The 24,053-nt window shown below is 36.8% G+C and carries 20 protein-coding genes; 13 read left to right on the top strand and 7 right to left on the bottom strand.

Translation table 11 applies throughout. The annotated features are described in order from the left end of the window. Positions 1 to 581 precede the first annotated feature (581 nt). The 3 genes from BQ6100_RS10920 to BQ6100_RS10910 all read left to right on the top strand — a co-directional run bounded on the left by BQ6100_RS10920 (position 582) and on the right by BQ6100_RS10910 (position 3,148). The gene (locus tag BQ6100_RS10920) at positions 582 to 1,376 is read left to right on the top strand and encodes a hydroxypyruvate isomerase family protein (RefSeq protein WP_075981662.1); all 795 of its coding nucleotides are present in this window, start codon (positions 582 to 584) and stop codon (positions 1,374 to 1,376) included. Then, positions 1,373 to 2,281, top strand: a complete 909-nt coding sequence (locus tag BQ6100_RS10915) for an NAD(P)-dependent oxidoreductase (RefSeq protein WP_075981661.1) — start codon at positions 1,373 to 1,375, stop codon at positions 2,279 to 2,281. Before BQ6100_RS10920 ends, BQ6100_RS10915 begins: the two co-directional genes overlap by 4 nt. A 114-nt stretch (positions 2,282 to 2,395) precedes the next feature. After that, complete coding sequence (locus BQ6100_RS10910) at positions 2,396 to 3,148, top strand: exodeoxyribonuclease III (protein WP_075981660.1); 753 nt, start codon at positions 2,396 to 2,398, stop codon at positions 3,146 to 3,148. 59 nt (positions 3,149 to 3,207) lie between these two features. Here the strand turns inward: BQ6100_RS10910 and BQ6100_RS10905 are convergent, their stop codons facing one another. From BQ6100_RS10905 to BQ6100_RS10895, 3 genes are all read right to left on the bottom strand, one after another. Then, a complete protein-coding gene (locus BQ6100_RS10905) occupies positions 3,208 to 4,758 on the bottom strand; it encodes a glycosyltransferase family 2 protein (RefSeq protein ID WP_084780335.1) in 1,551 nt (516 codons plus the stop codon). A 146-nt stretch (positions 4,759 to 4,904) separates the two neighbouring features. Beyond that, the gene (locus BQ6100_RS10900; protein WP_075981658.1) at positions 4,905 to 5,840 is read right to left on the bottom strand and encodes an endonuclease I family protein; all 936 of its coding nucleotides are present in this window, start codon (positions 5,838 to 5,840) and stop codon (positions 4,905 to 4,907) included. A 96-nt stretch (positions 5,841 to 5,936) separates the two neighbouring features. Next, positions 5,937 to 7,229 carry an MFS transporter gene (locus BQ6100_RS10895; RefSeq protein ID WP_084780333.1) on the bottom strand — a complete coding sequence of 431 codons (1,293 nt, stop codon included), beginning with the start codon at positions 7,227 to 7,229 and terminating at the stop codon, positions 5,937 to 5,939. Positions 7,230 to 7,523: 294 nt separating this feature from the next. On the opposite strand from BQ6100_RS10895, the gene speD reads away from it, so the two are divergent. From speD to BQ6100_RS10870, 5 genes are all read left to right on the top strand, one after another. Further along, positions 7,524 to 8,345, top strand: a complete 822-nt coding sequence (gene speD / locus BQ6100_RS10890; RefSeq protein ID WP_075981657.1) for an adenosylmethionine decarboxylase — start codon at positions 7,524 to 7,526, stop codon at positions 8,343 to 8,345. A gap of 171 nt (positions 8,346 to 8,516) precedes the next feature. Then, the gene (locus tag BQ6100_RS10885) at positions 8,517 to 10,499 is read left to right on the top strand and encodes an acetoacetate--CoA ligase (RefSeq protein ID WP_075981656.1); all 1,983 of its coding nucleotides are present in this window, start codon (positions 8,517 to 8,519) and stop codon (positions 10,497 to 10,499) included. Positions 10,500 to 10,605: 106 nt separating this feature from the next. Continuing rightward, on the top strand, positions 10,606 to 11,457 hold the full coding sequence (locus BQ6100_RS10880) for an MBL fold metallo-hydrolase (RefSeq protein WP_075983525.1): 852 nt from the start codon (positions 10,606 to 10,608) through the stop codon (positions 11,455 to 11,457). Between the two features lie 150 nt (positions 11,458 to 11,607). Then, the gene (locus tag BQ6100_RS10875) at positions 11,608 to 13,848 is read left to right on the top strand and encodes an AAA domain-containing protein (RefSeq protein WP_075981655.1); all 2,241 of its coding nucleotides are present in this window, start codon (positions 11,608 to 11,610) and stop codon (positions 13,846 to 13,848) included. A gap of 107 nt (positions 13,849 to 13,955) precedes the next feature. Further along, on the top strand, positions 13,956 to 14,294 hold the full coding sequence (locus BQ6100_RS10870; protein ID WP_075981654.1) for a YrdB family protein: 339 nt from the start codon (positions 13,956 to 13,958) through the stop codon (positions 14,292 to 14,294). A gap of 52 nt (positions 14,295 to 14,346) precedes the next feature. On the opposite strand, the gene BQ6100_RS10865 is transcribed toward BQ6100_RS10870, so the two are convergent. Beyond that, positions 14,347 to 14,718, bottom strand: coding sequence for a cytochrome-c oxidase (locus BQ6100_RS10865; RefSeq protein ID WP_075981653.1), 372 nt, complete (start codon positions 14,716 to 14,718; stop codon positions 14,347 to 14,349). Between the two features lie 275 nt (positions 14,719 to 14,993). Here BQ6100_RS10865 and BQ6100_RS10860 point away from each other — a divergent pair, with 275 nt between their 5' ends. Beyond that, a complete protein-coding gene (locus BQ6100_RS10860) occupies positions 14,994 to 16,244 on the top strand; it encodes an ATP-binding protein (RefSeq protein WP_159433148.1) in 1,251 nt (416 codons plus the stop codon). A gap of 8 nt (positions 16,245 to 16,252) precedes the next feature. On the opposite strand, the gene BQ6100_RS10855 is transcribed toward BQ6100_RS10860, so the two are convergent. After that, entirely contained in the window at positions 16,253 to 16,549 is a 297-nt protein-coding gene (locus BQ6100_RS10855; protein WP_075981651.1) for a phospholipase, read from the bottom strand. Between the two features lie 173 nt (positions 16,550 to 16,722). On the opposite strand from BQ6100_RS10855, the gene BQ6100_RS10850 reads away from it, so the two are divergent. From BQ6100_RS10850 to BQ6100_RS10840, 3 genes are all read left to right on the top strand, one after another. Then, the gene (locus tag BQ6100_RS10850) at positions 16,723 to 17,262 is read left to right on the top strand and encodes a PadR family transcriptional regulator (protein ID WP_075981650.1); all 540 of its coding nucleotides are present in this window, start codon (positions 16,723 to 16,725) and stop codon (positions 17,260 to 17,262) included. 182 nt (positions 17,263 to 17,444) lie between these two features. Beyond that, on the top strand, positions 17,445 to 18,566 hold the full coding sequence (locus BQ6100_RS10845) for an ABC transporter permease (RefSeq protein WP_075981649.1): 1,122 nt from the start codon (positions 17,445 to 17,447) through the stop codon (positions 18,564 to 18,566). Next, positions 18,566 to 19,249: an ABC transporter ATP-binding protein gene (locus BQ6100_RS10840; protein WP_075981648.1), complete on the top strand. Its 684-nt coding sequence runs from the start codon at positions 18,566 to 18,568 to the stop codon at positions 19,247 to 19,249. The genes BQ6100_RS10845 and BQ6100_RS10840 overlap by 1 nt, the downstream gene beginning before the upstream one ends. A gap of 77 nt (positions 19,250 to 19,326) precedes the next feature. On the opposite strand, the gene BQ6100_RS10835 is transcribed toward BQ6100_RS10840, so the two are convergent. Together BQ6100_RS10835 and BQ6100_RS10830 are read right to left on the bottom strand one after the other, a co-directional pair. Continuing rightward, a complete protein-coding gene (locus BQ6100_RS10835) occupies positions 19,327 to 19,791 on the bottom strand; it encodes a hypothetical protein (protein WP_075981647.1) in 465 nt (154 codons plus the stop codon). A 21-nt stretch (positions 19,792 to 19,812) separates the two neighbouring features. Next, positions 19,813 to 21,858, bottom strand: a complete 2,046-nt coding sequence (locus BQ6100_RS10830; protein ID WP_075983524.1) for a glycosyl hydrolase family 18 protein — start codon at positions 21,856 to 21,858, stop codon at positions 19,813 to 19,815. Positions 21,859 to 22,025: 167 nt separating this feature from the next. Here BQ6100_RS10830 and BQ6100_RS20855 point away from each other — a divergent pair, with 167 nt between their 5' ends. Beyond that, the gene (locus tag BQ6100_RS20855) at positions 22,026 to 24,029 is read left to right on the top strand and encodes a LysM peptidoglycan-binding domain-containing protein (RefSeq protein WP_084780331.1); all 2,004 of its coding nucleotides are present in this window, start codon (positions 22,026 to 22,028) and stop codon (positions 24,027 to 24,029) included. Positions 24,030 to 24,053 lie beyond the last annotated feature (24 nt).

Below are 24,053 nucleotides of genomic sequence, written 5' to 3'. Positions count from 1 at the left end.
TGTGATTTCAATGAAGCCTTTCAATGTCCTCTAAAAATGCTATAGCATTTTTATCGTGCGATGTGATTTCAATGAAGCCATTTCAATGTCCTCTAAAAATGCTTTAGCATTTTTATCGTGCGATGTGATTTCAGTGAAGCCTTTTCAATGTCCTCTAAAAATGCTTTAGCATTTTTATCGTGCGGAGTTTTATCAATGAGGCGATTTCAATGTCCTCTAAAAATGCTTTAGCATTTTTATCGTGCGATGTGATTTCAGTGAAGCCTTTTCAATGTCCTGCGGGAAAACGGGGAAGGGGAGACCCCGCAGGAGCGTTAGCTAGAGGTAAGCTCCCCGTCACGCCCACGAACCGAACGCGCCTGGAACGGAAATCAACATTCAAGTTTAACAGAGCCTTTCTATTAATATACCAACAATATCTCAAACCCTACCTAAATATTTCATAGGGTGATATACTAAAAAAATAAAAGCTCTTTCAACATTTGAAGGTGTTCATTTTTTATGTTTAAATGACAGAATATTTTGAGATTTAGACTAACGCACACGGGTAAATCTATAGATTTTTTTGAGAGGAGTTAAAAATGTTTCCATTTGCCGTGAATCTATCAACTATTTTTACAGAAGTACCATTCATAGAGCGATTTCAAAAGGCTAAGGAAGCTGGCTTTTCAAATGTAGAATGCCAATTTCCATATTCCTTTTCTATCCCAAGCATTAAAGAAGCTCTAGATCAGAATAATCTTTCTTTAGTTTTAATTAATCTTCCACCAGGAGAATGGGAGAGTGGGGAACGTGGTATCGCGATCTTTCCTGAAAAAATTGAACAATTTCAGAAGTCTGTTTTCGAAGGGATTGAATATGCCAAAGCATTAAATGTGCATAAGATTCATTGTATGGCAGGTATATTGCCTTCGGAAAATCAAAAAGAGATGGCAAGAAAAACATACATAAAAAATTTAAAGTTCGCTGCTGAAAAATTTGCAGAACATAATCTGACATTATTAATTGAACCCATAAATAGGGAGGATATGCCAGGATATTTTCTTACGGATATTATTGAGGCAGTTCATATAATTGAAGAGGTAGCCGAGCCAAATCTTAAACTTCAATACGATTTTTATCATATTCAAAAAATAAAAGGAAATCTTCTTTCCACTTTTGAACAGTATTTTCATTTAATTGGACATGTTCAAATTGCTGATGTTCCTGGACGGCATCAGCCAGGAACAGGTGAAATCAATTATAACCGTGTCTTCGAATTTATTTTAGAGAAACATTATCCAGGGTTTATTGGTTTAGAATACACCCCACTGGGAGAAAGTGAAGAAAGCTTTGATTGGGTACAGATAATGGGTTTTGGAGGTAATCGATCATGAAAATTGGTTTTATTGGAACTGGAGTCATGGGATCGAGAATGATTACACGTCTTTTGCAAGCTGGGTATGAGGTGAGTGTTTTCAATCGTACTCCAGAGAAAACAGAGGGATTATTAAAATTAGGGGCAAGAGGCGCTAAAGATATTGCTACACTTGCTGAGAGCTCGGAGGTTATTTGTACATGCCTTTCCATGCCAAAGGATGTATTGGATGTTTATTCTGGGCAAAATGGTATCTTGGAAAATGCACACCCTGATACGATCTGTATAGATTTTACCACTGTTGGAGTCGATACAAGCCAGGTGGTTTATGAAATTGGAAAGGAAAAGAGAATACATTTTCTGGATGCTCCAGTTAGTGGGGGACCAGAAGGAGCAGAACAAGGTTCCTTAACCATTATGGTTGGTGGAGAACGTGGATATTTTGAAAAAGTCCATCCAATCTTAAATGTGTTAGGGTCTACAGTGGAATATTTAGGTGCTAGTGGTTCCGGTAGTACGGCTAAGCTAATCAATCAATACTTGGTTGCTGTTCATTCCATTGCTGCATCTGAAGCAATGGTTGCTGGTGCAGCATTCGGTCTGGATTCAGAGCAGCTTTATCAAATCTTAAAAGTTAGCTATGGGGATAGTAGAATGCTAGAAAGACATATGGAACAATATGTATTAGACCGTAGCTTCAAGCCCGGCGGAGCATTAAAATATGTGCATAAGGATGTAGCTTTAGCCAACCAAATGTTTGAGAAAACTGGAATGGATGATTTTCTTGGTCGTTTTGCTGAAAAGTCATTCTATGAAGCAATGGGACTCGGGTTAGAGGATTTAGATATGTCAGCTGTTATTCAACCACTTGAAAAAGAATGTGGTGTTGAAGTGAGTAAAGCAAGTATAAAGCAAACAAAATAATCAGTTGCTTTATTCTATATACACATTAATTAAGTGATTTTTCTTCGTTTAATTGATATATTAGTATTGTAGTAGAACGATTATAGATTGTAATGCAAGGAGAATATACATCTTATGAAACTAGTATCATGGAATGTGAATGGCCTTCGAGCCTGCGTTCGTAAAGGGTTTTTAGATTATTTTCACGAAGTGGATGCTGATATCTTTTGTATTCAGGAGACAAAGCTTCAGGAAGGGCAAATTGATCTCGAATTAGAGGGATATTATCAATTTTGGAATTATGCTGAAAAGAAAGGCTACTCTGGAACTGCGATCTTTTCAAAGATCAAGCCTTTAACCGTTCATTACGGAGTTGGGGACAAGAATGATGAATCAGAGGGAAGAATTATCACCCTTGAGTTTGCCGACTATTACCTTGTGAATGTGTATACACCAAATTCTCAGAGGGATCTTGCGCGCCTTGACTACCGGTTGGAATGGGAGGATGAAATACGAATTTACTTGCAGAAATTGGATGAGGAAAAACCTGTTATCTTATGTGGTGACTTAAACGTTGCCCATGAGGAAATTGATTTACGTAATGCGAAATCCAATCACGGGAATTCTGGTTTCACAACAGAAGAACGTGAAAAAATGACAAGGCTTCTTTCAACAGGGTTTATTGATAGCTTCCGTCATTTTTATCCTGAGAAAGAAGGGGCCTACACTTGGTGGAGCTATATGAATAAGGTGAGAGAAAGAAACATCGGGTGGAGAATTGATTATTTTATCTTATCAAAGAGATTTACCCCAAAACTAGCTGATGCAGAAATTCATGCTGAGGTTTTAGGTAGTGACCATTGTCCGGTGGCATTAATAGTAAAATAAAAAAAGCTCGCTTTAACCAATTGCTTGGCTTAAAGCGAGCCTTTTTTATTAAAGCAAATTTAATGAATTTTGAATCCAACATTCGAATGGGCAGTCGTGTAAAAGGTGAAATTTCTGTTATCATATTGGATTTGGTCTTCAGTTAGTCTTCGTATATTTATTTTCCGATAATCATTATATCTCAAAAATAATATATAATTGGATGTTGGAAATTGATTTAGAATATCTAAGCTAATTACAACCTTCCCATTCCCATTTTCATTGACTATAACTGGAAATGAAAATTCTCTTGTGATTTCATCACGATCTCTCAATAATACATCAGTAATATCTCCAACATAATCACCATATACATCGAATTCTAAATGATAATGCCCGTTTTCAAAGTATCCGGTTTTATAGATGGCAAACATCGGCATACGAATGAGCTTCTGATCCCCATCTAAAACGGGGCTAACCATGTAGGGTAATTTGTCTCTGATGACAAATTTTTTAATTTTATCGTTTTTGTTCCACTGATAAAGATCAGCAATTTTATTTGTCTTTCCTTCTTTTATTAAATCATAGGCTACCCTGTTAATCGGTTCAAAGAAATTTTCGGAAAACTCGTATCTTAAGTCTTCGGTAGTTTTTAAGACCTCCTTAAACTTTTGAAAGTATAACTCCTTTAGTTTTGTTTTGTGAAAATGATTTGTATTAAATAGCCTTCGGATGGAATCAAATTCATATAAGCGATTGAGAATGACTTTTTCTTTATCAATATCTAGGTTTTTACTTTTTACATACTCAATCACTTTAAGATTGCTATCTGTTTTTTCCATGATATTCGTTTGCTTAGTTAAAGAGTGATTATTATCATCTAGTCGATTTAAATAGTAAATGACCTTAGTTGTTGTAGAGATGGTCTCACAATGGATTAGTACGTCAATGAAGAATTGTTTATCTTCAGCAAACTTCATTTCTGGAAATGTAATATGATTTTCTTTGATAATGGATGACTTTATCATCCGTGAACGTGGCCCCAAATGCTGAAAAATATGAGGAATTGAATAAGGTGATACGTTTCTTCTCTCCTTGCAGGATTCATGTTCACCAACGATTTTTCGACTGCTATTTTTGACCTCTATTGTTTTCCCTACGACATAATCATCTCCAGATTCCTCCATAATGTCATACAAGGTTTTAATTCCTTCCTCGTGAAGCCAATCATCTGCATCAAGAAAGGTAAGATATTTCGCTCTGGAGAGTTGAATTCCAAGGTTTCTCGGTTGAGCAGGTGTTCCTGTATTATCCTTTAAAAATACAACAATGATATTTTCGTACCGATCAGCATATTCAAGTAATATTTCTCTAGAGGAGTCGGTTGAACCATCATCAACAAGAATATATTCTATGTTTGAAAACCCGATGGACTGGTTTATGACAGAATCTATGGTCTTATGAAGCTTATCTGCGGCATTATAGACGGGGGTGATAACCGAAACTAATGGGACTTTTCTATTTTCATTTTCCATTGTCTCATTTTTTATATAATAGCCTTCCGAGTTATAATCAAAGTTGACCAGACTCTTTGAATTCTTTTTTTTCGTGAAAATTTTTAGATTAAACATGAACATTACCCCAATTTTCTCTATACTCTTTCTGTATGTACATTTATTGCCTATTTTTGTGATTTTTATTAGTAATTTATAGGATATTTCAAAATCTTATTAAGGTTTTTAAATAAAAAGTCCTGCTTAGGACTAAGCAAGACTGATTAGTGTGGAAATTTTATACGATCTATGACTTCTGGAAAGTCAATGAGTGGGTTTCTATTTCCTTGAATTTGATAAATTGCTTGATTCCTATGTCTTTCATAAAGAGAGACAGGAAATTTCTTATGCCACTGAATTAGAAGGGGGATTTTAACTTGAACTCTAAATGACTTTCTTATTGATCTTGGATAACGTAACAGAAAATACAACATTGCTCTTGCGACGGCTCCTTTTCCGTTTTCAGGCTCAAATCTTCCTTCGTTGGTAATTCCGCAATGATTACGGATTTTTTCTTGCTCTGACTCCGGATTGTAAAATTGGAAATCGTCATAAGGAAAATTGGAGCGGGCAATATTACATTCTGGTTGGCAAACAAAAAGGTGGTGTAAATCGCCCTTCATTGGTTCAAGACCTCCAAACCATGATTGGGGAACAATATGCTCAGTATTCAGCTTAAGTTTCCATTCAATTGCTTTGAGCTCTTTGACTAAGTCATACTCCTTTTTATTAATCTTATGTAGGCATCTTTGAAACTCCTCAAACCTTTCGCCAATGGTTACATAATCCTCAAGAATCATTGATTTAGGATCCTTTGTTTCCCCAGTATAAATACTTTTAACCGTTCCATCTGGATGCAAATCAACCCAAGTATATAAATATAGGTCCTTACTAATGAAATAAGGTACACGATTTTTATGAGTTCTATTAAGCAAATCTTGAATTTGATAAAATAGTGGGCTTTCGATACTTTGATCGATGGATATCGATTGATAATATGAGCGTACATCTAATAAATCCTGTTTCTTATTATAGTAGAGGACCTCATCTTCATGAATTTTTCGCCTATTTTCTCTTAATAGGGTTAATTGTTTATTTAAATTTAATAATTCAGAAGAATTTTCCCACAAGCTTGTCACGTTTTTTCTCTTTTTTGCCATCGTTGGTTCTCCTCAGATCAATCATTCTTTAGTCTAAAATCATGATTATTTTCATTATATCAAAATATATATAAGATCTGCCTATAGCCTAAATATTTAGGCGATGTTGGTACTTGAAGCCTCATTGATGCTTTTTTCTTTTGGTAAACAAATGCTTAAAATAGAAGCGAATCCGAGTAATAATGCAGCTGCAAAAAATGAACTTGTATAGCTTCCAGATTGATCAAATAAAACACCAGGTAAATATGAACCGAGGGCAGAGCCTAATTGGTGACTCATAAAAAGAAACCCAGTAATCACCCCAAGAGATGGACCATCATAGTAGCTTGAAAGGAGTTTAATTGTTGGTGCAACAACCGCAAAATCAACTATTCCAAAGGAAATCGAAAATACATAAAGTAGCCAAGGATATTCTAATAACAGGGAAAGTCCGTTTATATTCAAAGTGAATAAAAGCAGAAAAACAATGGATATCCCTCTCAGAAAATAAATGGCCGAAATCAATAATCGATTATTCCAACGATCTGCTATAAACCCTGAAACAACTGTACCTCCTGTATTAAATAATGCCAGAAGACTAACAGTAAGCCCTGTTACACCTACAGAAAAACCACATGTTTGAGCAAATGGAACTAAATGGGTATCCATCAACCCCGTCGTAGTAACCCCGCAAATGAAATAAGGAATAATCAAAAACCAAAAGGAACGTTCCTTAAAAAATCTCTTTCTCGAGCTATGTTGGACCATATGATGACCTTTGTTATCCATATTCTTATCTACCATTTCTTCCTCTCCCAAGGCTTTAACCCCTTGATCTGCTGGGGTGGATTTAAGAAAGAGCAGGAGAATAGGGGATATGAACAATAGTAAGAAGGCACCTAGGTATAGAACAGAATGCTTCCAACCAAATTGTTCGATTAAAAACAAAGAGCTTGACACCATGACCATTTGACCTGCACCAAAACCAGCCTCCACTAGTCCTAATGCGAACCCTTGTTTTTTCTTGAACCATTTTGTTACTATCAAGGATGCTGTCACACCCGATGCCCCGCCAAATCCAAGCGAAGAGATCACTCCATATAGGAAAAAAAGGTGCCATATACGAGTGGCAAAGTAAGTAGAAATAGTACAAGCTCCCAATAAAATCATACTTGTAACAAATATTTTTTTGACTCCAAATTTGTCAATCATATTTCCAACTATCGGCTGTGAAATGGCAAATATGATGTAACTAACAAGAGAAATGGACGAAACAGTACCCCTTGAAACAGAAAAGTCATCCTCCCACGGTGACATAAAAGCACCAAAGGACAGTCTCAATCCTTGTGCGGCAAGTACTCCTAGGAAAGTAACTGCAAGGATTATCCAGCTATAATGTATTCTTTTCATCAGTTCTTTCCTCACATTCGTTTGTTCTATCTATATATCATAAAATTATTTTTTGAAAATTGGTAGTATTTTAAATGAATGGTACAAAGTACAGATATCATGATTAGGAATACTTGGTTATGTGTTAATTTCATTAAGACCTTTATTGTGACTATGCTTTGAGGATAGTAATGATCGGTGAAGGAGTTTATGCTTTTCTGTTTGGAAAAATAATTTAACTTGATATGGTCAATATTAATTATAGGAAAAAGAACAAATCAGTTAAGGGGACAAAAGAAATAAGGGGAATAAGTCATGACATTAACTCCAGAACAGCGAATCGAATTACACGGATTCAATAATTTAACTAAAACATTAAGCTTTAATATGTATGATATTTGTTATACAAGGACTCGTGAGGAACGGGAGGCATATATTGATTATATTGATGAACAATATAATGCTGAGCGTTTAACCAACATTTTGAATAATGTGGCGGATATTATTGGGGCCCATATTTTGAATGTTGCTAAACAGGATTACGTTCCTCAAGGTGCAAGTGTCACCATGCTGGTTTCAGAAGGCCCAGTGGTTGAGGTACCATCAGAATCATATGAAGAGTCACCTGGTCCATTACCGGGTTCAGTCGTAGTGCAGCTTGATAAAAGCCATGTGACTGTTCATACTTATCCAGAATATCATCCGGATGAGGGTATTAGTACCTTTAGGGCAGACATCGATGTTTCGACCTGTGGTGAAATTTCCCCATTAAAGGCACTCAATTTTTTGATTCATTCTTTTGATGCTGATATCATGACTATCGATTATCGTGTAAGGGGTTTTACACGTGATATCAGAGGGAGAAAGCTATTTATCGATCATGAAATAAGCTCAATCCAAAACTATATTCCGGATGAAGAAATTGAAAGGTATGATATGATTGACGTTAATATCTATCAGGAACATATCTTTCATACAAAATGTAAGCTGAAGAAGTTTGATTTAAACAATTACTTGTTTGGCTATACAAAAGAAAAGCTCGATCCAACGGAAGAAAAGGAAATTACCGAGCGCTTAAAAACTGAAATGGATGAAATATTTTATGGCAAAAATATCGAAGGCGACCGTTCTTTTTAGTGAAGACGGTCGTTTTTGTTTGGAAATTGATTAAAAAAGTGAATTCCATCATTATTCCCCATTGGTTGATTTTTTTATGAAAATGATAACAAAAAAAGGAAATGTCATAATTTGTATGGAATAGAGTATATAGCTAGTAGCAAAAGTCATTTTAAAAGGGGGAATAAATAATTGAAACCGATTACAGCAGGTGAATTGCTTTGGCAGCCAACAGAAGAACAGATAAAAAATACAAATTTAACAAGCTATATGCAATGGTTAAGTGAAAAAAAAGGAGTTACTGTACATAATTACCAGGAGCTATGGCAATGGTCAGTGGATGAATTAGAGAACTTTTGGGAGTCTATCTGGCAGTATTGTGGTGTTCAAGCATCAAAAGGCTATGAATCTGTTTTAAATAAACGTGAAATGCCTGGTGCTAAGTGGTTCAAAGGTTCGAGGCTAAATTATGCAGAGAATGTGTTTAAAAACTTTCAAGATGAGAAAACGGCCATCTATTTCCGATCTGAGCGTTTAGCGAAGCGGGAGATTAGTTGGAAGGAGTTAAGGGATAAAACTGCATCTGTTGCAGGTGCTTTAAAAGATCTTGGTGTCAAACCAGGTGATCGCGTTGTGGCATACATGCCAAACATTCCAGAAACTGTTTTTGCATTCCTTGCATGTGCAAGTATAGGAGCTATTTGGTCCAGTTGTTCACCTGATTTTGGGGTAAGGAGTATAGTGGACCGTTTTAAACAAATCGAGCCCGTTGTCTTATTTGCCATCGATGGCTATCAGTATAATGGGAAGAAGTTCGATTGTCTCACAACCATATCTAAGCTTCAAGAGGAATTACCCACAGTCAAACAAACGATTTTAATCCCATACTTAGAGCATGAAGAAACTAGTGACATACTTCAAAATATGACCACATGGAATTCCATCTTAAATTACTCCAAAGAAATAACCTATGAACAACTACCTTTCGATCATCCATTATGGATTCTATACTCTTCTGGAACGACAGGATTACCAAAACCAATTGTACAAGGTCATGGAGGTATTCTTTTAGAACATCTTAAAGTGGTCAGGCTTCAGCAAGATTTTTCTGAAGAAGATGTATTTTTCTGGTTTACTACTACAGGGTGGATGATGTGGAATTTTCTCCTTGGCGGTTTCCTTGCTGGTGCAACCATTGTTTTGTATGATGGAAGCCCAGGTTATCCGGATATGGACTCTTTATGGGGTCTAATAGAAGAATCGGGTACCACCTTTTTTGGAACAAGTGCAGGATATATTAGTTCCTGTGTTAAAGCGGGTATTAAACCGAAGGAAAAATTTAACCTAAGCCATTTAAAAGGGATTGGCTCAACCGGCTCTCCATTAACAGCTGAGGGATTTTCATGGGTATATGAAAATGTAAAAAATGATTTATGGCTTGTATCAACGAGTGGGGGAACCGATGTTTGTACAGCCTTTGTTGGCGGCTCTTCAATTTTACCTGTCAGGGCGGGAGAGCTTCAGGCGAGGGCACTTGGAGCAAATGTTCAGTCCTTTGACGAAAACGGGAATCCACTCATCGATGAGGTTGGAGAATTAGTTATCACAAGTCCGATGCCGTCAATGCCACTATTTTTCTGGAATGATCATAATAATAAAAGATATTTAGAAAGTTATTTTGACACCTATCCAGGAATTTGGAGACATGGCGATTGGATTAAGATTGATGAGAAGGGAAGTAGTATTATTTACGGTCGCTCAGATTCAACAATCAATCGTCAGGGAGTTCGATTAGGTACAAGTGAAATCTATCGTGTCGTTGAAGGCGTTGAGGAAGTCATTGAGAGTTTAGTGATTGATTTAGAATTGCTTGGTAGAACATCATTCATGCCATTGTTCATAGTCCTGCAGCAAGGTACTGTGTTGGATGAGAGCCTTCAAACGAAAATTAAGAATGAAATTCGTACAAAAATATCTCCTCGCTTTGTTCCAGATAAAATCTATGAAGTAGAAGAAATTCCGAAAACCATTAGTGGGAAAAAGCTGGAGGTTCCAATTAGAAAAATACTATTGGGATTTGAGCCAGAAAAAGTAGCCAATCCAGACTCATTGGCCAATCCAAATTCACTTGTCTTTTATAAGGAGCTAGCAGAAGTATTGAAGGATAGAAATTGAAGAATTATTATTTACCCATTTTCGTGATGGGTAATTTTTTTTTGGTGATATTAGAAAATGGGGAACAATAAAGGTGTAGGGATAAATTTGATGAGGTGAAAAAATGATGGAACAAAATATGCATTATGGAGATGATTATAAATTTATTCCGGCAACTTCTATTGCTAGCGGATTAGGACAACAGGTATTGCCAGATGTTTATTGTCACACCATTCAAATCGTTAATATTTGCCTAATTGGAAATTCAGACAGCTTTGTGTTAATCGATGCCGGAATGCCTGGATCAGAAAACAAAATCATCACATTGATCGAGGATCGTTTTGGGAAAGAGGCAAAACCAAAAGCGATAGTCTTAACTCACGGTCATTTTGATCATGTGGGAGCGATTATTGAGTTGGTGAATCATTGGCAAGTACCTGTATTTTCACACGAATTTGAAATGCCATATTTAACAGGAGTAAAAGGCTATCCAACACCAGATAGCACTGTGGAAGGTGGCCTTGTAGCCAAAATGTCTCCCATGTTTCCTAATGAACCAATTAATCTTGGTCAACATGTAGAGAAACTACCATCTGATAAATCCATTCCATTTATGGAAGGGTGGCGGTGGATTCATACGCCTGGTCATGCTCCAGGTCATGTATCATTTTTTCGAGAGGCTGATGGAGCCCTTATTGTAGGAGATGCTTTTGTCACCGTTAGACAGGATTCCCTCTATAAGGTCTTTACTCAAGAATTAGAAATTAGCGGTCCGCCGCGATACTTAACGACCGATTGGAAAGCGGCAAAGAGATCGGTTGAGAAATTAGAAGCATTACATCCATCCGTTGCCGTTGTCGGCCATGGAATGCCACTATCGGGTGAAGATTTGACAAAGGGCTTGCAGAAATTAGTGACTGAATTTGATCAAATAGCGATACCTGATTATGGGCGATATGTGGATGATGAAATAAATTAAAAAGAATGGAAGGTAAAGGGCGTATTCAAATAGAAGCGTCCTATTTTTTTTACCAAAATTCATGTATCATATATTAACAAAAAAAGGATTCGGATTCATGAAAGGTTACAAATCCAAGGAATTTTTATCAATATACAAGGTAGGTTCATAATGACTTCAACATTAACTTTTATTAAACGATGGCAAAAAGCCCTTCAAATAGAAATCTCTCATTTGAAAAAATTTGGAGGAACCCATTATCTTATGAAGAATGGGCGACTCCTTCCCAATCAATCTCCTTATACGTATTATTTTGAAACACAGCAAAATGTTAGAGTACCAATAGGCTCTAGTGTTCGAGTCCAATGGGGATCGATTAAGGTGGAAGGGAGAATCCTCTCTGCTGAAGGTCAAGGAGTGATTGTCATGATTGAACAGTCAATGGGCGACTTGGTGGAAGAGGCATCTTTAATGCATGATCCTTGGGAACTGCTTGATTTGTTAATTGATCGGTTGGAAGAAATAAAAAAAAGTAAAAGAAAAAGAGGAAGAATCAAGAACCTAATGAATCCTGAGATGGAAGCGAAGCATCCAACTGAGAAGATAAAATCCAATGTACATGAATTAGTTCTTCGGTCAAAATATAACCCTGTCACTTATGTGTGGGGACCACCGGGAACTGGAAAAACCTATACCTTAGCAAGAGTGGCTGCTAATAAATATATAAAAGGGAAAAGAGTATTGATTCTCTCTCATAGCAATCAGGCAGTCGATGTATTAATGTCTGAAACTAAGATATTCATTGAAAAAAAGGGGAAATTTCAAGAGGGGGACCTCCTTCGTTACGGATCTCAAATGGGGGAAATTATTCTTAAGCACGAATCATTAACAGCTAACCAATTACTAAAAAGGAATTTTCCTGAGCTTGCCGATAAAAATGACCAACTCGCAGAAGAACGTAGATTACTTCAAAAGGACTTATCACGATCCTTTAGTATGCGCGATTCAGAACAATTACTGCAAATTGAAACAAAGCTAGCAAGAATAATGGAAAAAATTCGCCAAAAGGAAATACAATTTGTCAAGGATGCTCAAGTTGTTGGTACGACCTTAGCCAAGGCAGCGGGTGACCCGGCGATTTATGAAAGTAATTTTGACCTTGTTATCCTAGATGAAGCGAGTATGGCGTTTGTTCCACAAGCAGCCTTTGCCGCATCATTGGCAAGGAGGGTGATAATTTGTGGCGACTTTAAACAGCTACCACCAATAGCAAACTCAAACCATCTACTTGTAAACGAATGGCTGAAGGAGGATATTTTTCACCATGCAGGTATGGCTGAATGGGTAAAAAGAGGTGAGCTTCATCCGCATTTATTTCTTCTTAAGGAACAGCGGAGGATGCATCCAGATATCTCGTCATTTACGAATAAATATATTTATCATTCCTTTGTAAAAGATCACAAAAGTGTAAGAGAGCTTAGGAAAGAAATTGCAGCTAAGTCCCCCTTCCCACAACGTGCTGCTGTTCTTCTCGACACAAGTTATATGGGAAACTATTGTTTTACCGGTCCTAACAATGGTTCGAGAATGAACCCATGGCAATTACTTCTTGCCTTTCAATGCATACACGAGGCTTATCTTTCTGGAAATCGCTCCATCGGATATGTTACACCTTATCGTGCCCAAGCAACTTTTATGGAAAAATTATTAGCTGACCTGTATGAAAAGGAATTAAAAACTGCGGACATCATCGCTGCAACTGTTCACCGTTTTCAAGGAAGTGAAAGGGATGTGATGATTTTTGACACAGTCGATAGCTATCCGATAGAAAGAGCGGGAATGCTTTTAACAGGGAAAGAAAGTGAAAGGCTGATTAATGTAGCTATAACAAGAACGAAAGGAAAATTCATCCATATAAGCAATCGATCCTTTATCCACCAGCATGTCTTCCCATCAAAAACCTTGCGGAAATTAATTGATCATCAACAGCAAATGGACCAATTGATCGCATCACAAGAAATAGGAAGATGGATAAAAAATCAGCATCCTCGGCTTCGATGGATGCATGCTCGAAGAAATGAGCCTATCGTAAATGATATTCAATCAGCTAATAAGGAGATTGTGATTTCCATAGGGAATGATAGGGACCTTCCAATGGAATGGATTCATGCGTTGAATCAAAGGAATAAAAGGGTAAGGCTAACTTTGATTTCTTCGAAAAATGTAGAAGCCCTACAGCTTAATGATTTCATTGAACAAGCTTTTCCTTTTCCGTTTGTATGTATAGACCATGAAATCTTGTGGTTAGGTGTTCCATTAAATGAACATAGTTCAATACGCCCACCCTATGTAACAGTAAGATTAGACTCTACAGTAGTTACTGAGTACTTTCTGTCACAAATTCAAAAATAATTTGATCCTGCAGAGTGGAGAAATGTAAAAATTTTCCCACTCTTTTTCCTCAAATCATGATAGTATCAATGATAAAGATAAATCAGAATTGAGAAAAGGGGAGTTTCGTGGAGATTATCAAATTGTTAAACCTTGCCATTAGGTTTTGCTTAGAATTATGTGCTTTGGGAATCATGGGTTATTGGGGTTTTACAACAGGTAAAGGTACCATGTTCAAAATACTATTTGGGTTGGGGGCGCCATCGATAATTGCCTTAGCTTGGGGAACATTCGGCTCACCGAAGGCACCCATCCCTTTCCAATTACCATGGAATTACCTACTAGAATTAATCGTATTTGGATTACCGGTCATCGCCTTACTATTTATCGGTAAATCTACATTAGCATTGTACTATGGAATCATTGTCATCCTTAATCGAATTTTAATGTTTGTTTGGAATCAATAATAAGAAAAGAGAATGACCATCTCCTCTGAGGTGGTCATTCCATTTGAAATAATCAGTTTCCTTGTTTTAAGTTGGTTAAAATGTTAATAGCAAATAATATAATGGCAAGTACTAAAACCGTTCCACCTGCGGCTACAGCTGGAACTAATGATTCATTTCCTTGAACAACAAAAGCTAATCCAAGCATCATAATTGGAAGGGAAATATTGTGGAGCCAAAAGTGGGTTTTTGCCAGAACTGTTAAAGCAAGATGTGGAAAAAGATGATATAAAATACCGGCTAGAGTTAATGCTGTCCATCCTAATAAATTAATGTGTACATGGACCGGAGTCAAGGTGTAAGAGTGGGCAATAGACATATACAATCCAATACAAACCCCAATGGTAAAATAACAAACAGAGATTTTAATGAGGCGAATACCCATATAGTGTCACCTCCTTATAAAGGAATGATTTCATAATACTATATGCATAATTCTTATGTAGGAATGACTCATTTTTAAATAAATAGAGGGAAATTTTAAATGTAGGTTGAACAGTCACCACATATAGTAATATAAATTTGTGTGTGAGATATTGAAAGAATATTTATTATCTTTAAAATATTTTTCTACAAAAAATTTGTAATATTGCCAAGATATAGTTAAGCCATTACAATAAAAAGAGGTACTAAGTCCTAAGAAACATGGAGGATGTTCTTATGGAGTTGCTGAATGGTCTACTAATCAATCTTCTTTTTATTCTTATTTTAATATTACTTGCTAATATGCTTTTATGGACGAAATACAAGATCTTCCGATTTCCTAATCAAAAGTGGATCATTTTTTTTGTAGCAGCATTATCAATTGTTTTATGTTTACTTTTATCAGTGCCAATGGGAGAGGGGTATAGATACGATTTAAGATTTATTCCTTTTCTCTTAGGTGCTATTTATGCCGGTAAGAGGGTTACAATTGGATTAGCTGGCTTTCTCCTTACTACTCGCTATTTACTAGGCGGTGATGGTTTTTGGGTATCATTGGTCTTAACTACTATTGCAGCGGTACTGATCATCTATATTAGGCCTTTATTTTTAAAGAGATCGACAAAAACAAAGGTAATGATTGTAACAAGTTCTTCCTTTGTCTATTCTCTTTTTGGTTATTTGGTACCTTCTTTGTTCTATCCATTTTCGAGTATCAAAAATTATTTGATTTATGCTTTTGTCCTTACTATTTCAACTTTTTTTGTATCCTACCTTTTAGAAATTCTTCGAGCTACTCATGTTTTACAATTAGAAGCAATTAAATATGAAAAGATGGAAATCGTCAGCCATCTTGCGGCTAGTATCAGTCATGAGGTACGAAACCCACTTACAACCGTTATTGGATTTCTGCAGCTTATTCATGAACACAAAAAGACGGATGAAGATTGTAAAGCATACGCGAAGTACGCAATAGAAGAGGCAAATCGCGCATCAGAAATCATTAATGACTATTTAACATTTGCTAAACCTCATTCAGAGAAAAGACTTTTGATGAATATTGAAAATGAAGTAAATAAATGTGCTGAGATTCTTCGACCACTTACGATAAAAGAAAATATCCATGTTGAAAAGAATTTCTTTCATAAGGGAAAAATAAACGGTGATCCCCACAAATTTCATCAGGTATTATTGAATATTTTTAAAAATGGAATTGAAGCAATGCCGAATGGGGGAAAGCTGTCCATTATAACAACGGAAGAAAAGGGGCTCATCCACATACGGATTACAGATACAGGTCATGGAATGAAGGAAGAACATATTGCAAGATTGGGAGAGCCTTATTTTTCTCTAAAGGAACAAAAAGGCACAGGTCTTGGAATGATGGTTGTCTATAAAATTGTTGATAGCATGAAAGGGTCAGTTTGTGTTTCAAGTAAATTGAATATCGGTACATCAATCACCCTGACATTTCCGAGTATTAAGTAATAATTCTTTTAATGAAACCGTCGACCACAAAAGAATGATGTTTTTAGCTTCATGGCACGATACATGATGATTGCGTTTCTACCCATTTGTGTACGAGGATTCATCTTTGGTTTTAAACAATTCATAAATTCAAAATCACATTTACAAGAAGAACGGCCTCTCTTAAGACATTGATCATGTCGCATGCAGCAAGTATCTACTTCATTAATCGGTCTTCCAGGCCCACTACATCCAGGTCCACACCATTTGTATCCAGGAAAAATACAAAGTGAAAATGGGTTTCTATTTTGCCTTTTTTCTAACATCACACACATCCTATTCATTTTTTATGATAATTTATGCTTGAAGAAAATAGATGATTTGGCAGAAACACTAATCATCCAAAATTTGGACAGATAAAAAATCCCTTAATCTATGAAACGATTTATTATCACTTATGCTATGATAGGAATAAGAAAATAGAAAAAGGTGGATTTTCATGGAGCAACGTTCACTTATCTTGCTTGGTTTGCTCATGTCAGAAAGTCAGCACGGATATCAATTAAATGACTTTATTGAGAAGAATCTTAGTACCATGACCAATATGAAAAAACCAACCGCATATGCCACTTTAGAGAAGCTTTGTAATGAAGGCTATATTGAGGTTCAGGTTGAACAAGAAGGAAACAGACCACCTCGTAAGGTCTTCTCGATTAATGAAGAAGGAAAACAATACTTCTATACCTTATTAATATCAAATTTATCTTCCGCTGAAAATGTGAATTTTCAAGGGGATATTGGACTCATGTTTTTGGACCATCTCCCAATTAATAAAGCAATAGAAGCCTTAGAGGAACGACTAAATCAAACAATGGACATAGTAATGATGCTAGAAGAGACACCAAGCCATGGTAAAGGGACTGGAATTGATATTGCCATTGAACATAAGATTACTATGCTCAAAGCTGAGGTATCCTTTATTGAGAAAACCGTGGAGAAGCTTCATTTAAAAAAGCAAGGAAATATTGATACTATCTGATTCATAAAGGCTGTCCATAAGATCTTTGAATCTTCTGGACAGCCTTTTGTTATGCTTCATAAATAGTTTAATATTCGGAAAAATAAATTCGTATTTGATTGACTACCAATCTAGCAAACTATATAATCTTGTTAAATAGTCAGATGTGACTAATCAAAATACAAATATAAGGAGTGCCAAACATGTTTCTTGCTTTAAAAGAACTAAAACATGGAAAACTGCGCTTTTTCATGATTGGAGTCATTTTAATCCTTATCGCATGGCTTGTTTTTATTTTATCGGGATTAGGTAATGGACTTTCTACACTAAGTGCGGCAGCATTCAAAAATATGGATGCAGAATATGTAGTATTTGAGGAAGGGTCAAGAGCTTCAATGAGTCGTTCTTTACTTTCTGAATCACTAGTAGATGACTTGGAAAAGCAACCAAATGTTCAAGCTGCATCACCAATGGGAAGTGCAATGGGAGTCATTTTAAAAGAAAACTCTTCAAAGGATAAGGACAAAGTAGACATTGCCATTTTAGGAGTAAGACCAGGAAGTTTTCTTGAGCCCAAGGTGATGGATGGTGCTTCACTTTCAGAAGATAAACCATTAGAAGTGATTGCCAATCATACGTTAAAGGATAAAGGGTTTAAGATAGGTGATACCCTTATTCTAGAAGGATCAATTGAAAAAATGAAGATAGTCGGATTTGTTGAAAACCAAACCTATAACCATTTACCAGCTATTTTTACAACATTAGATAAGTGGCGTTCGATTAATTATGCTGCTCCAGGATCAAATAAAGGGGTTAATGACCCAGTGAACGGGATTATGCTCCAAGGTGAAAAGATTGATGCAAACGAAATAAATAAATCTATTTCTTCCATCGATACAGTAACTAAAGCCAAAGCTGTTCAAGGAATGCCAGGATATAAGGAAGAGAACGGAACCATTATGATGATGCTTGCCTTTCTACTGGCCATTTCTGCTTTTGTATTAGGTGTGTTTTTCTATGTATTAACGCTGCAAAAAACAAATCAATTTGGAATTTTAAAGGCAATGGGTGCAAGCAATGGCTTTTTAGGTAGAACCATCGTTGCTCAGGTATTTACCTTATCACTTGTTAGCATATTAATTGGCATTCTCTTCACATATGGGACAGCCCTCATTCTCCCAAAGGATATGCCATTTACACTCGACATAAAACTTGTCTTAATATACGGATTAATTTTATTAGTGATTTCTGTTCTCAGCTCTCTTTTATCTGTTAGGAAAATTACAAAGATTGATCCACTACAAGCAATCGGGAGGGTAGAGTAATGTCAGGAATACAGTTGAAGTCTGTTTCGAAATTCTATCAAGAAGGAGATAGTAGAATTGTTGCTTTAAACAAAGTATCTCTTTCAGCAGAGCCGGGAGAATTCATTGCGGTTATTGGTCCATCTGGGTCTGGGAAGAGCACGTTCCTATCCATTGCAGGTGCATTGCTTAAGGCCTCCGAAGGCGAAGTGATATTGAATGGGAAAGAAATTTCACAACTTAAATCAAAAGAGCTTTCAAAGATAAGACTCCAAGAAATTGGATTTGTTCTTCAAACCTCAAACCTAGTTCCTTACTTAAATGTACTGGATCAGCTACTTGTGGTTAAGAAAATGAAGGGTAGGATTACTCAGGAAGATGAACTATTTGCAAAGCAATTGCTTACTGAGCTTGGTTTAGGGGGAAAATTGAAAAAATATCCAAATGAGCTATCAGGTGGTGAGCGTCAACGAACTGCAATCGCTCGTGCCTTTATGAATAATCCTAGTGTTATCTTAGCGGATGAACCCACTGCAAGCCTAGATACGAAAAGGGCACATGAAGTGGTTCAGCTAATTTCTAAAGAGGTAAAGGCTAGAAATAAAGCAGCCATCATGGTAACCCATGATGAAAGGATGCTTGAATACTGTAACAAGGTTTACCATATGGAAGATGGGTGTTTAACAGAAATCCAAAGGGAGTAATTAGCCTTTCTAAATTTAAAAAGGGGAAGGAGGATGAGAATGTCCAGGTCTATATCCTCCTTTTCTGTTTCGTTTGGTTATGGTTTGGAAACCTTCACATTTTTAAATAAAAACTCTGTGGTTGCTTTGTTCCGTGTTAATAACATTACATCGATTTGTTTTGTGGTTGGACTAAGCAATGCATCCAGCTTCAGTGGTTGCCAATCATCCGTTAAACGGATAGGCTGTGAAGCGGTTTCTTTAATAAAAGTGCCTCTCGCATCCGTCTCTTCTATTTTTATAAAAACCTCTTCTGTTCCTTTTAAATCTAATTCAACAGACACTTTTTGACCTCCTTGGATATTTGCAGGTGTAAAAACAATGCCTTCATTTTCCTTCTTTCCTTGAGTCTTAACAGTATAAGAAGTGCCATCACTTGATGGTGATACTTCCGCCCCTACACCAAAAAATGTATACTCAGGCTTCTCCGCTGCGGTTGCATGTAAACCTGAGAAGAGAAACATCAGACATAGACTTATCCAAATAGTGAATTGTTTTTTCATTTTGCGATCCTCCCTGAAATATTACTTCATTCCTAAAACAGAATTTAATTTAGTTATGGTTTGTGGACCGGCAATTCCATCTGCTTTTAACTTGTATTTCTTTTGAAAATTGATAACAGCGGTTTTTGTTGTTGAGTCAAACTTTCCATTTGCCGTCTTTTTATAATGACCGGTTTTTCTTAATTTGTTTTGTAAATCTGTTACAGCTGTTCCTTTTGAGCCGTACTTTAAAGTCGGGATGGGTATTGGCTTGGATTTAAGTTGGGAATACAATACCCAACCAGTTGTACTTTTGTTTTGAACCTTTACCCATTTTGCTCCTTTTTTGTCTGTATATTCTTGTGTGATTTTCACCTCATCCTTGGTAGATAGATATTTGACAATCTTATTTGTCGATGAGGTACCACTTCTCATTGCTGTTTTACTAGCCTTTGGCACCATTATTTTTCCAACTAGAGTTTCTTTTTTAACAGTTGGGGTTGTCACTGTTTTTGGTGCTGGTGCTGGTGTAGGTGCTGGAGTAGTTTTTGTGGCGACGGTTGTCGGAGGCTTGACCGGAACTGGCTCCACCTTTGTTTCATTTGTTGCTGTTGGTGCTGTGACTGGTGTTTGTGTTGGAGAAGGGACAACATATAGGACCTGTCCAACATAAATCATGTCACTTGAAAGATAGTTGTATTGCTTAAGTTGAGTTGTAGTTAATCCAAATTGAGTGGCGATTTTCCAAAGGGTATCTCCAGATTTTACAGTATAAGTCGGATACAGTGTTTTTGCATCCTCTTGCTCGTTAACTGGAAGAGTTGCCTCCTTAGTAGGCGTGGACCCTCCGTGGGTAGTCATCCACACCTTATAATCCTCCCAAATCACAGGATTTTCTTGCCCTAAACTCCAGCTGCCTGTACCCTTAATATTGTATTTGTGGACTAAATCAATCTTAGCTTTAATCGATTCACTATTTTCAAACCAAATATGATAGGTTCCTGGTCCCAATGTTTTTCCTGCGATAACAGTGGTAGGATCCCCATCCTTAATAGTAATCGTAGCTTTTGGCGACTTTGATTTTTCATCAAAAACTACTGTTCCTCCATATTTCGCCAACATTTCATCGACTCTACGATTGGAAATCCCATCCCCACCAGTTGCTGCTCCTTCTTTCCAATACCTCCCGTAAAAGGGAAGTCCCAATACAATTTTCTCCTTCGGTACTCCTTGGTTAATGGCATACTGGATTGAACGTTCCACCCAGGGATAACTTGCAACTGGACCCTCAGGACCTCCAGGATAACTCTCATCATACGCCATAATCATTAGATAACTAGCGTACTTGGCTAATTCATTATAGTTATAGGATCCGTGCCATCCCTTTGTCCAGCTGTTTGGATTAGCAGCGACCGCGACAGATACCTCTTTCTGCTTTGGGATTTTTTCTCTGAGTAAACGGACTAATTCCGTGTAATTACCTTGGTCGATGTCTGTTACATTCTCAATGTCCACTTGCACACCATCAAGATTATTTTTCACAATGAAATCGGCTATTTGTTCAGCAAGTTTTTCTCTGTTATGTAATGCTGCACGACCGATGTTTCTGTCCCAATGATTACTTAAAAAAGGGACGACCTTAATCCCTCTTTTATGCATTTCATCAACAAACTTTGAATCGAATTGAGTGGTAATTTTTAGAGAACCATCCGTATTCAAATCAAAATAGCTAGGGGAGACAAGATTTAAATTACCTTTTGTTCGGTCAACTTGAGAAATATAGGTTTGCGAATTTCCAAAATATAGATAGGTCATATTGAAATTTGCTTCATGTGCATGAGCCTTTTCTAAAGGGAAAATGGTTAGTAATACCGTACCTGCCATAATGATAACGGAGGCCTTTTTTATTTTTGGAAGATGTGTTTTGACAAAAGAAGACGCGGATTCTTTGAGATTGTTTTTCTTGTTTTTAATAATGACTCCAAGCTCTGATGTGAATTCTTCATTAAATGGCTTAAGTTGAAGAATGATTTTGTATTCACCATTTTCCTCTTTTATTTCATATCCTTGAAAAAGTTCGTCGTTCATGATATCACCCCCAAAGATTATAATCCTTGCTTTGATTTCCATCTTAATGTTTGTTATTCTTTCATATTCATTCATGATTTTGGTTGAACTGATAAACATAAATTGTCTCTTTTTGAAGAAAGATAATGAAATAAGTTCTAACGAAAAGAATAAGAAAGGAGACAAAAATGGAGCTATTTAAAAATTACGAAATTAGAAAATTAAACACGGAAAATAATGAATATGAATTAATTCTTCGTTTAGATAATCAATTAACGGAGTTTGCAGTTGAATTAGGCAAAAAGCCAAGCGAGTCAAAGGATTATTTAACAATTGCAAGGCAAATTGTAAAAGATCGTTACCCTGGTATAAAGGTAACCATGGTAAGGGTAATAGTTGGAGGGCTTGCCGTTTCAGTTATGCCTTTTATGGCAGATTCCAAAGAGGCAAAGGCAGCTGGAACCTCAGATCAAACGACAGAGGAAGCTCAGAGCTACTCCATGTTTTATAGTGTGGCACCAGGTGATACGCTTTGGGTGATTTCGAAGAAGTTTAACACCTCAGTAGCAGATATCAAAAAAGCAAATGATTTAACCTCAGATATAATCAAAGTCAACCAACAATTAATGATACCAAAAGCCTTTCATACTGTGGGAACCGGGGATTATTTAAGTGTACTAGCGAAAAAATATGGAACAACAGTTAATGCTATTAAATATGCAAACCATCTAGCTAGTGATTCAACTCGCCTCGGGCAAGTATTAATTATTCCATTGCTTATCAGCGATAACGAAACAAGATCCACTGAACCTGTTCAACCTCCAGCAAGTAAAGAGCAAACGGAAGAAAAGGAAGCAACAAAGTATACAGTAGTGTCTGGGGATAGTCTATCTGAAATAGCCAAACGGTTTGGAATTACGACGGAAGCATTGAAGGAAGCAAATGCATTAACTTCAGATGTAATTCGTGTTGGACAAACATTGACGATTCCTAATGCAAAAACGGAAACACCACAAGCACCAACACCGATTGCTAGACCTTCTTCCTACACCGTGGTGTCAGGTGACAGCCTCTCTGAAATAGCCAAACGGTTTGGAACTACGACCGAATCATTGAAGGAGGCAAATGCATTGACCTCAGATGTAATTCGTATTGGACAAAAGTTGACGATTCCTAATGCAAAAACGGAAACACCACAAGCACCAACACCGATTGTTAGACCTTCTTCCTACACCGTGGTCTCAGGTGACAGCTTATCTGTTATTGCCAAGAAATTTGATCTTTCAATTGATACTATACGTAAGGCCAATCACTTAACTACAGATATTATCCGGGTGGGGCAAGTTCTTGAAATTCCAGAAAAAGACTTGCAAGTCAAAGAAGAACCTTCTGTAGTTGAAAAGGCCCCAGGCTCCGAAGAAAATAGGAAAACCTTTGATTATTCCGTTCGCTCAGGAGATAATCTCTCTGTCATTGCAAAACGTTTTTCTGTAACTGTTGACAATATTCGTGATGAGAATCAATTAAAAACAGATACCGTATATGTGGGACAAATTTTAACCATACCTAACGGGTTACATGCTCCGACGGAAACAGGAGTAAATACCATTACCTATAAAACTCATACGGTTGTTTCAGGCGATAACATCTGGAATCTAAGTGTCCAATACGGGATCCCACAAGCTGAACTCTTACGGGCAAATAATTTAACAGAAAGTAGCAGACTTTCTCTCGGTCAAAAATTGAAAATACCCGTTCATAATATCGCTGTGAAAGACGTTGTTAGTGCAAAACACGGAGAATACCTCGACTGGTTTACTGAAGCACAATATGTGTTTCCAATAGGCAAAACGGCAAAAGTAACGGATATGGGAACAGGTAAGAGCTTTAAAATTAAACGAACCATTGGAGCCAATCATGCAGATTCTGAGACTCTTACGGTTGCTGATTCCAATATGGCAAAGTCTATTTGGGGTGGTTTTTCATGGAAAACTCGAGCGGTAATTGTTGAAGTTGATGGAAGAAGGCTTGCTGCAAGTATGAGCTTTATGCCTCATGAACAGGATTATATTGCTGATAATGGGATTACCGGACATTTTGACGTGTATTTTGGGAATAGCATACGCCATATTGATGGAAGGCCAGACCCGGCACATCAAGCACAAGTAGAAAAAGCAGCTGGTATTAGGTAATTTGCACTAAGGAGTAAGGTAAGC

Origin of the sequence: Bacillus massilinigeriensis, assembly GCF_900117315.1 — a bacterium.
Taxonomy (GTDB): domain Bacteria; phylum Bacillota; class Bacilli; order Bacillales; family Cytobacillaceae; genus Bacillus_BE; species Bacillus_BE massilionigeriensis.
The sequence above is the reverse complement of the archived record's forward strand: the minus strand, read 5'-3'. Positions and strand labels throughout refer to the sequence as shown.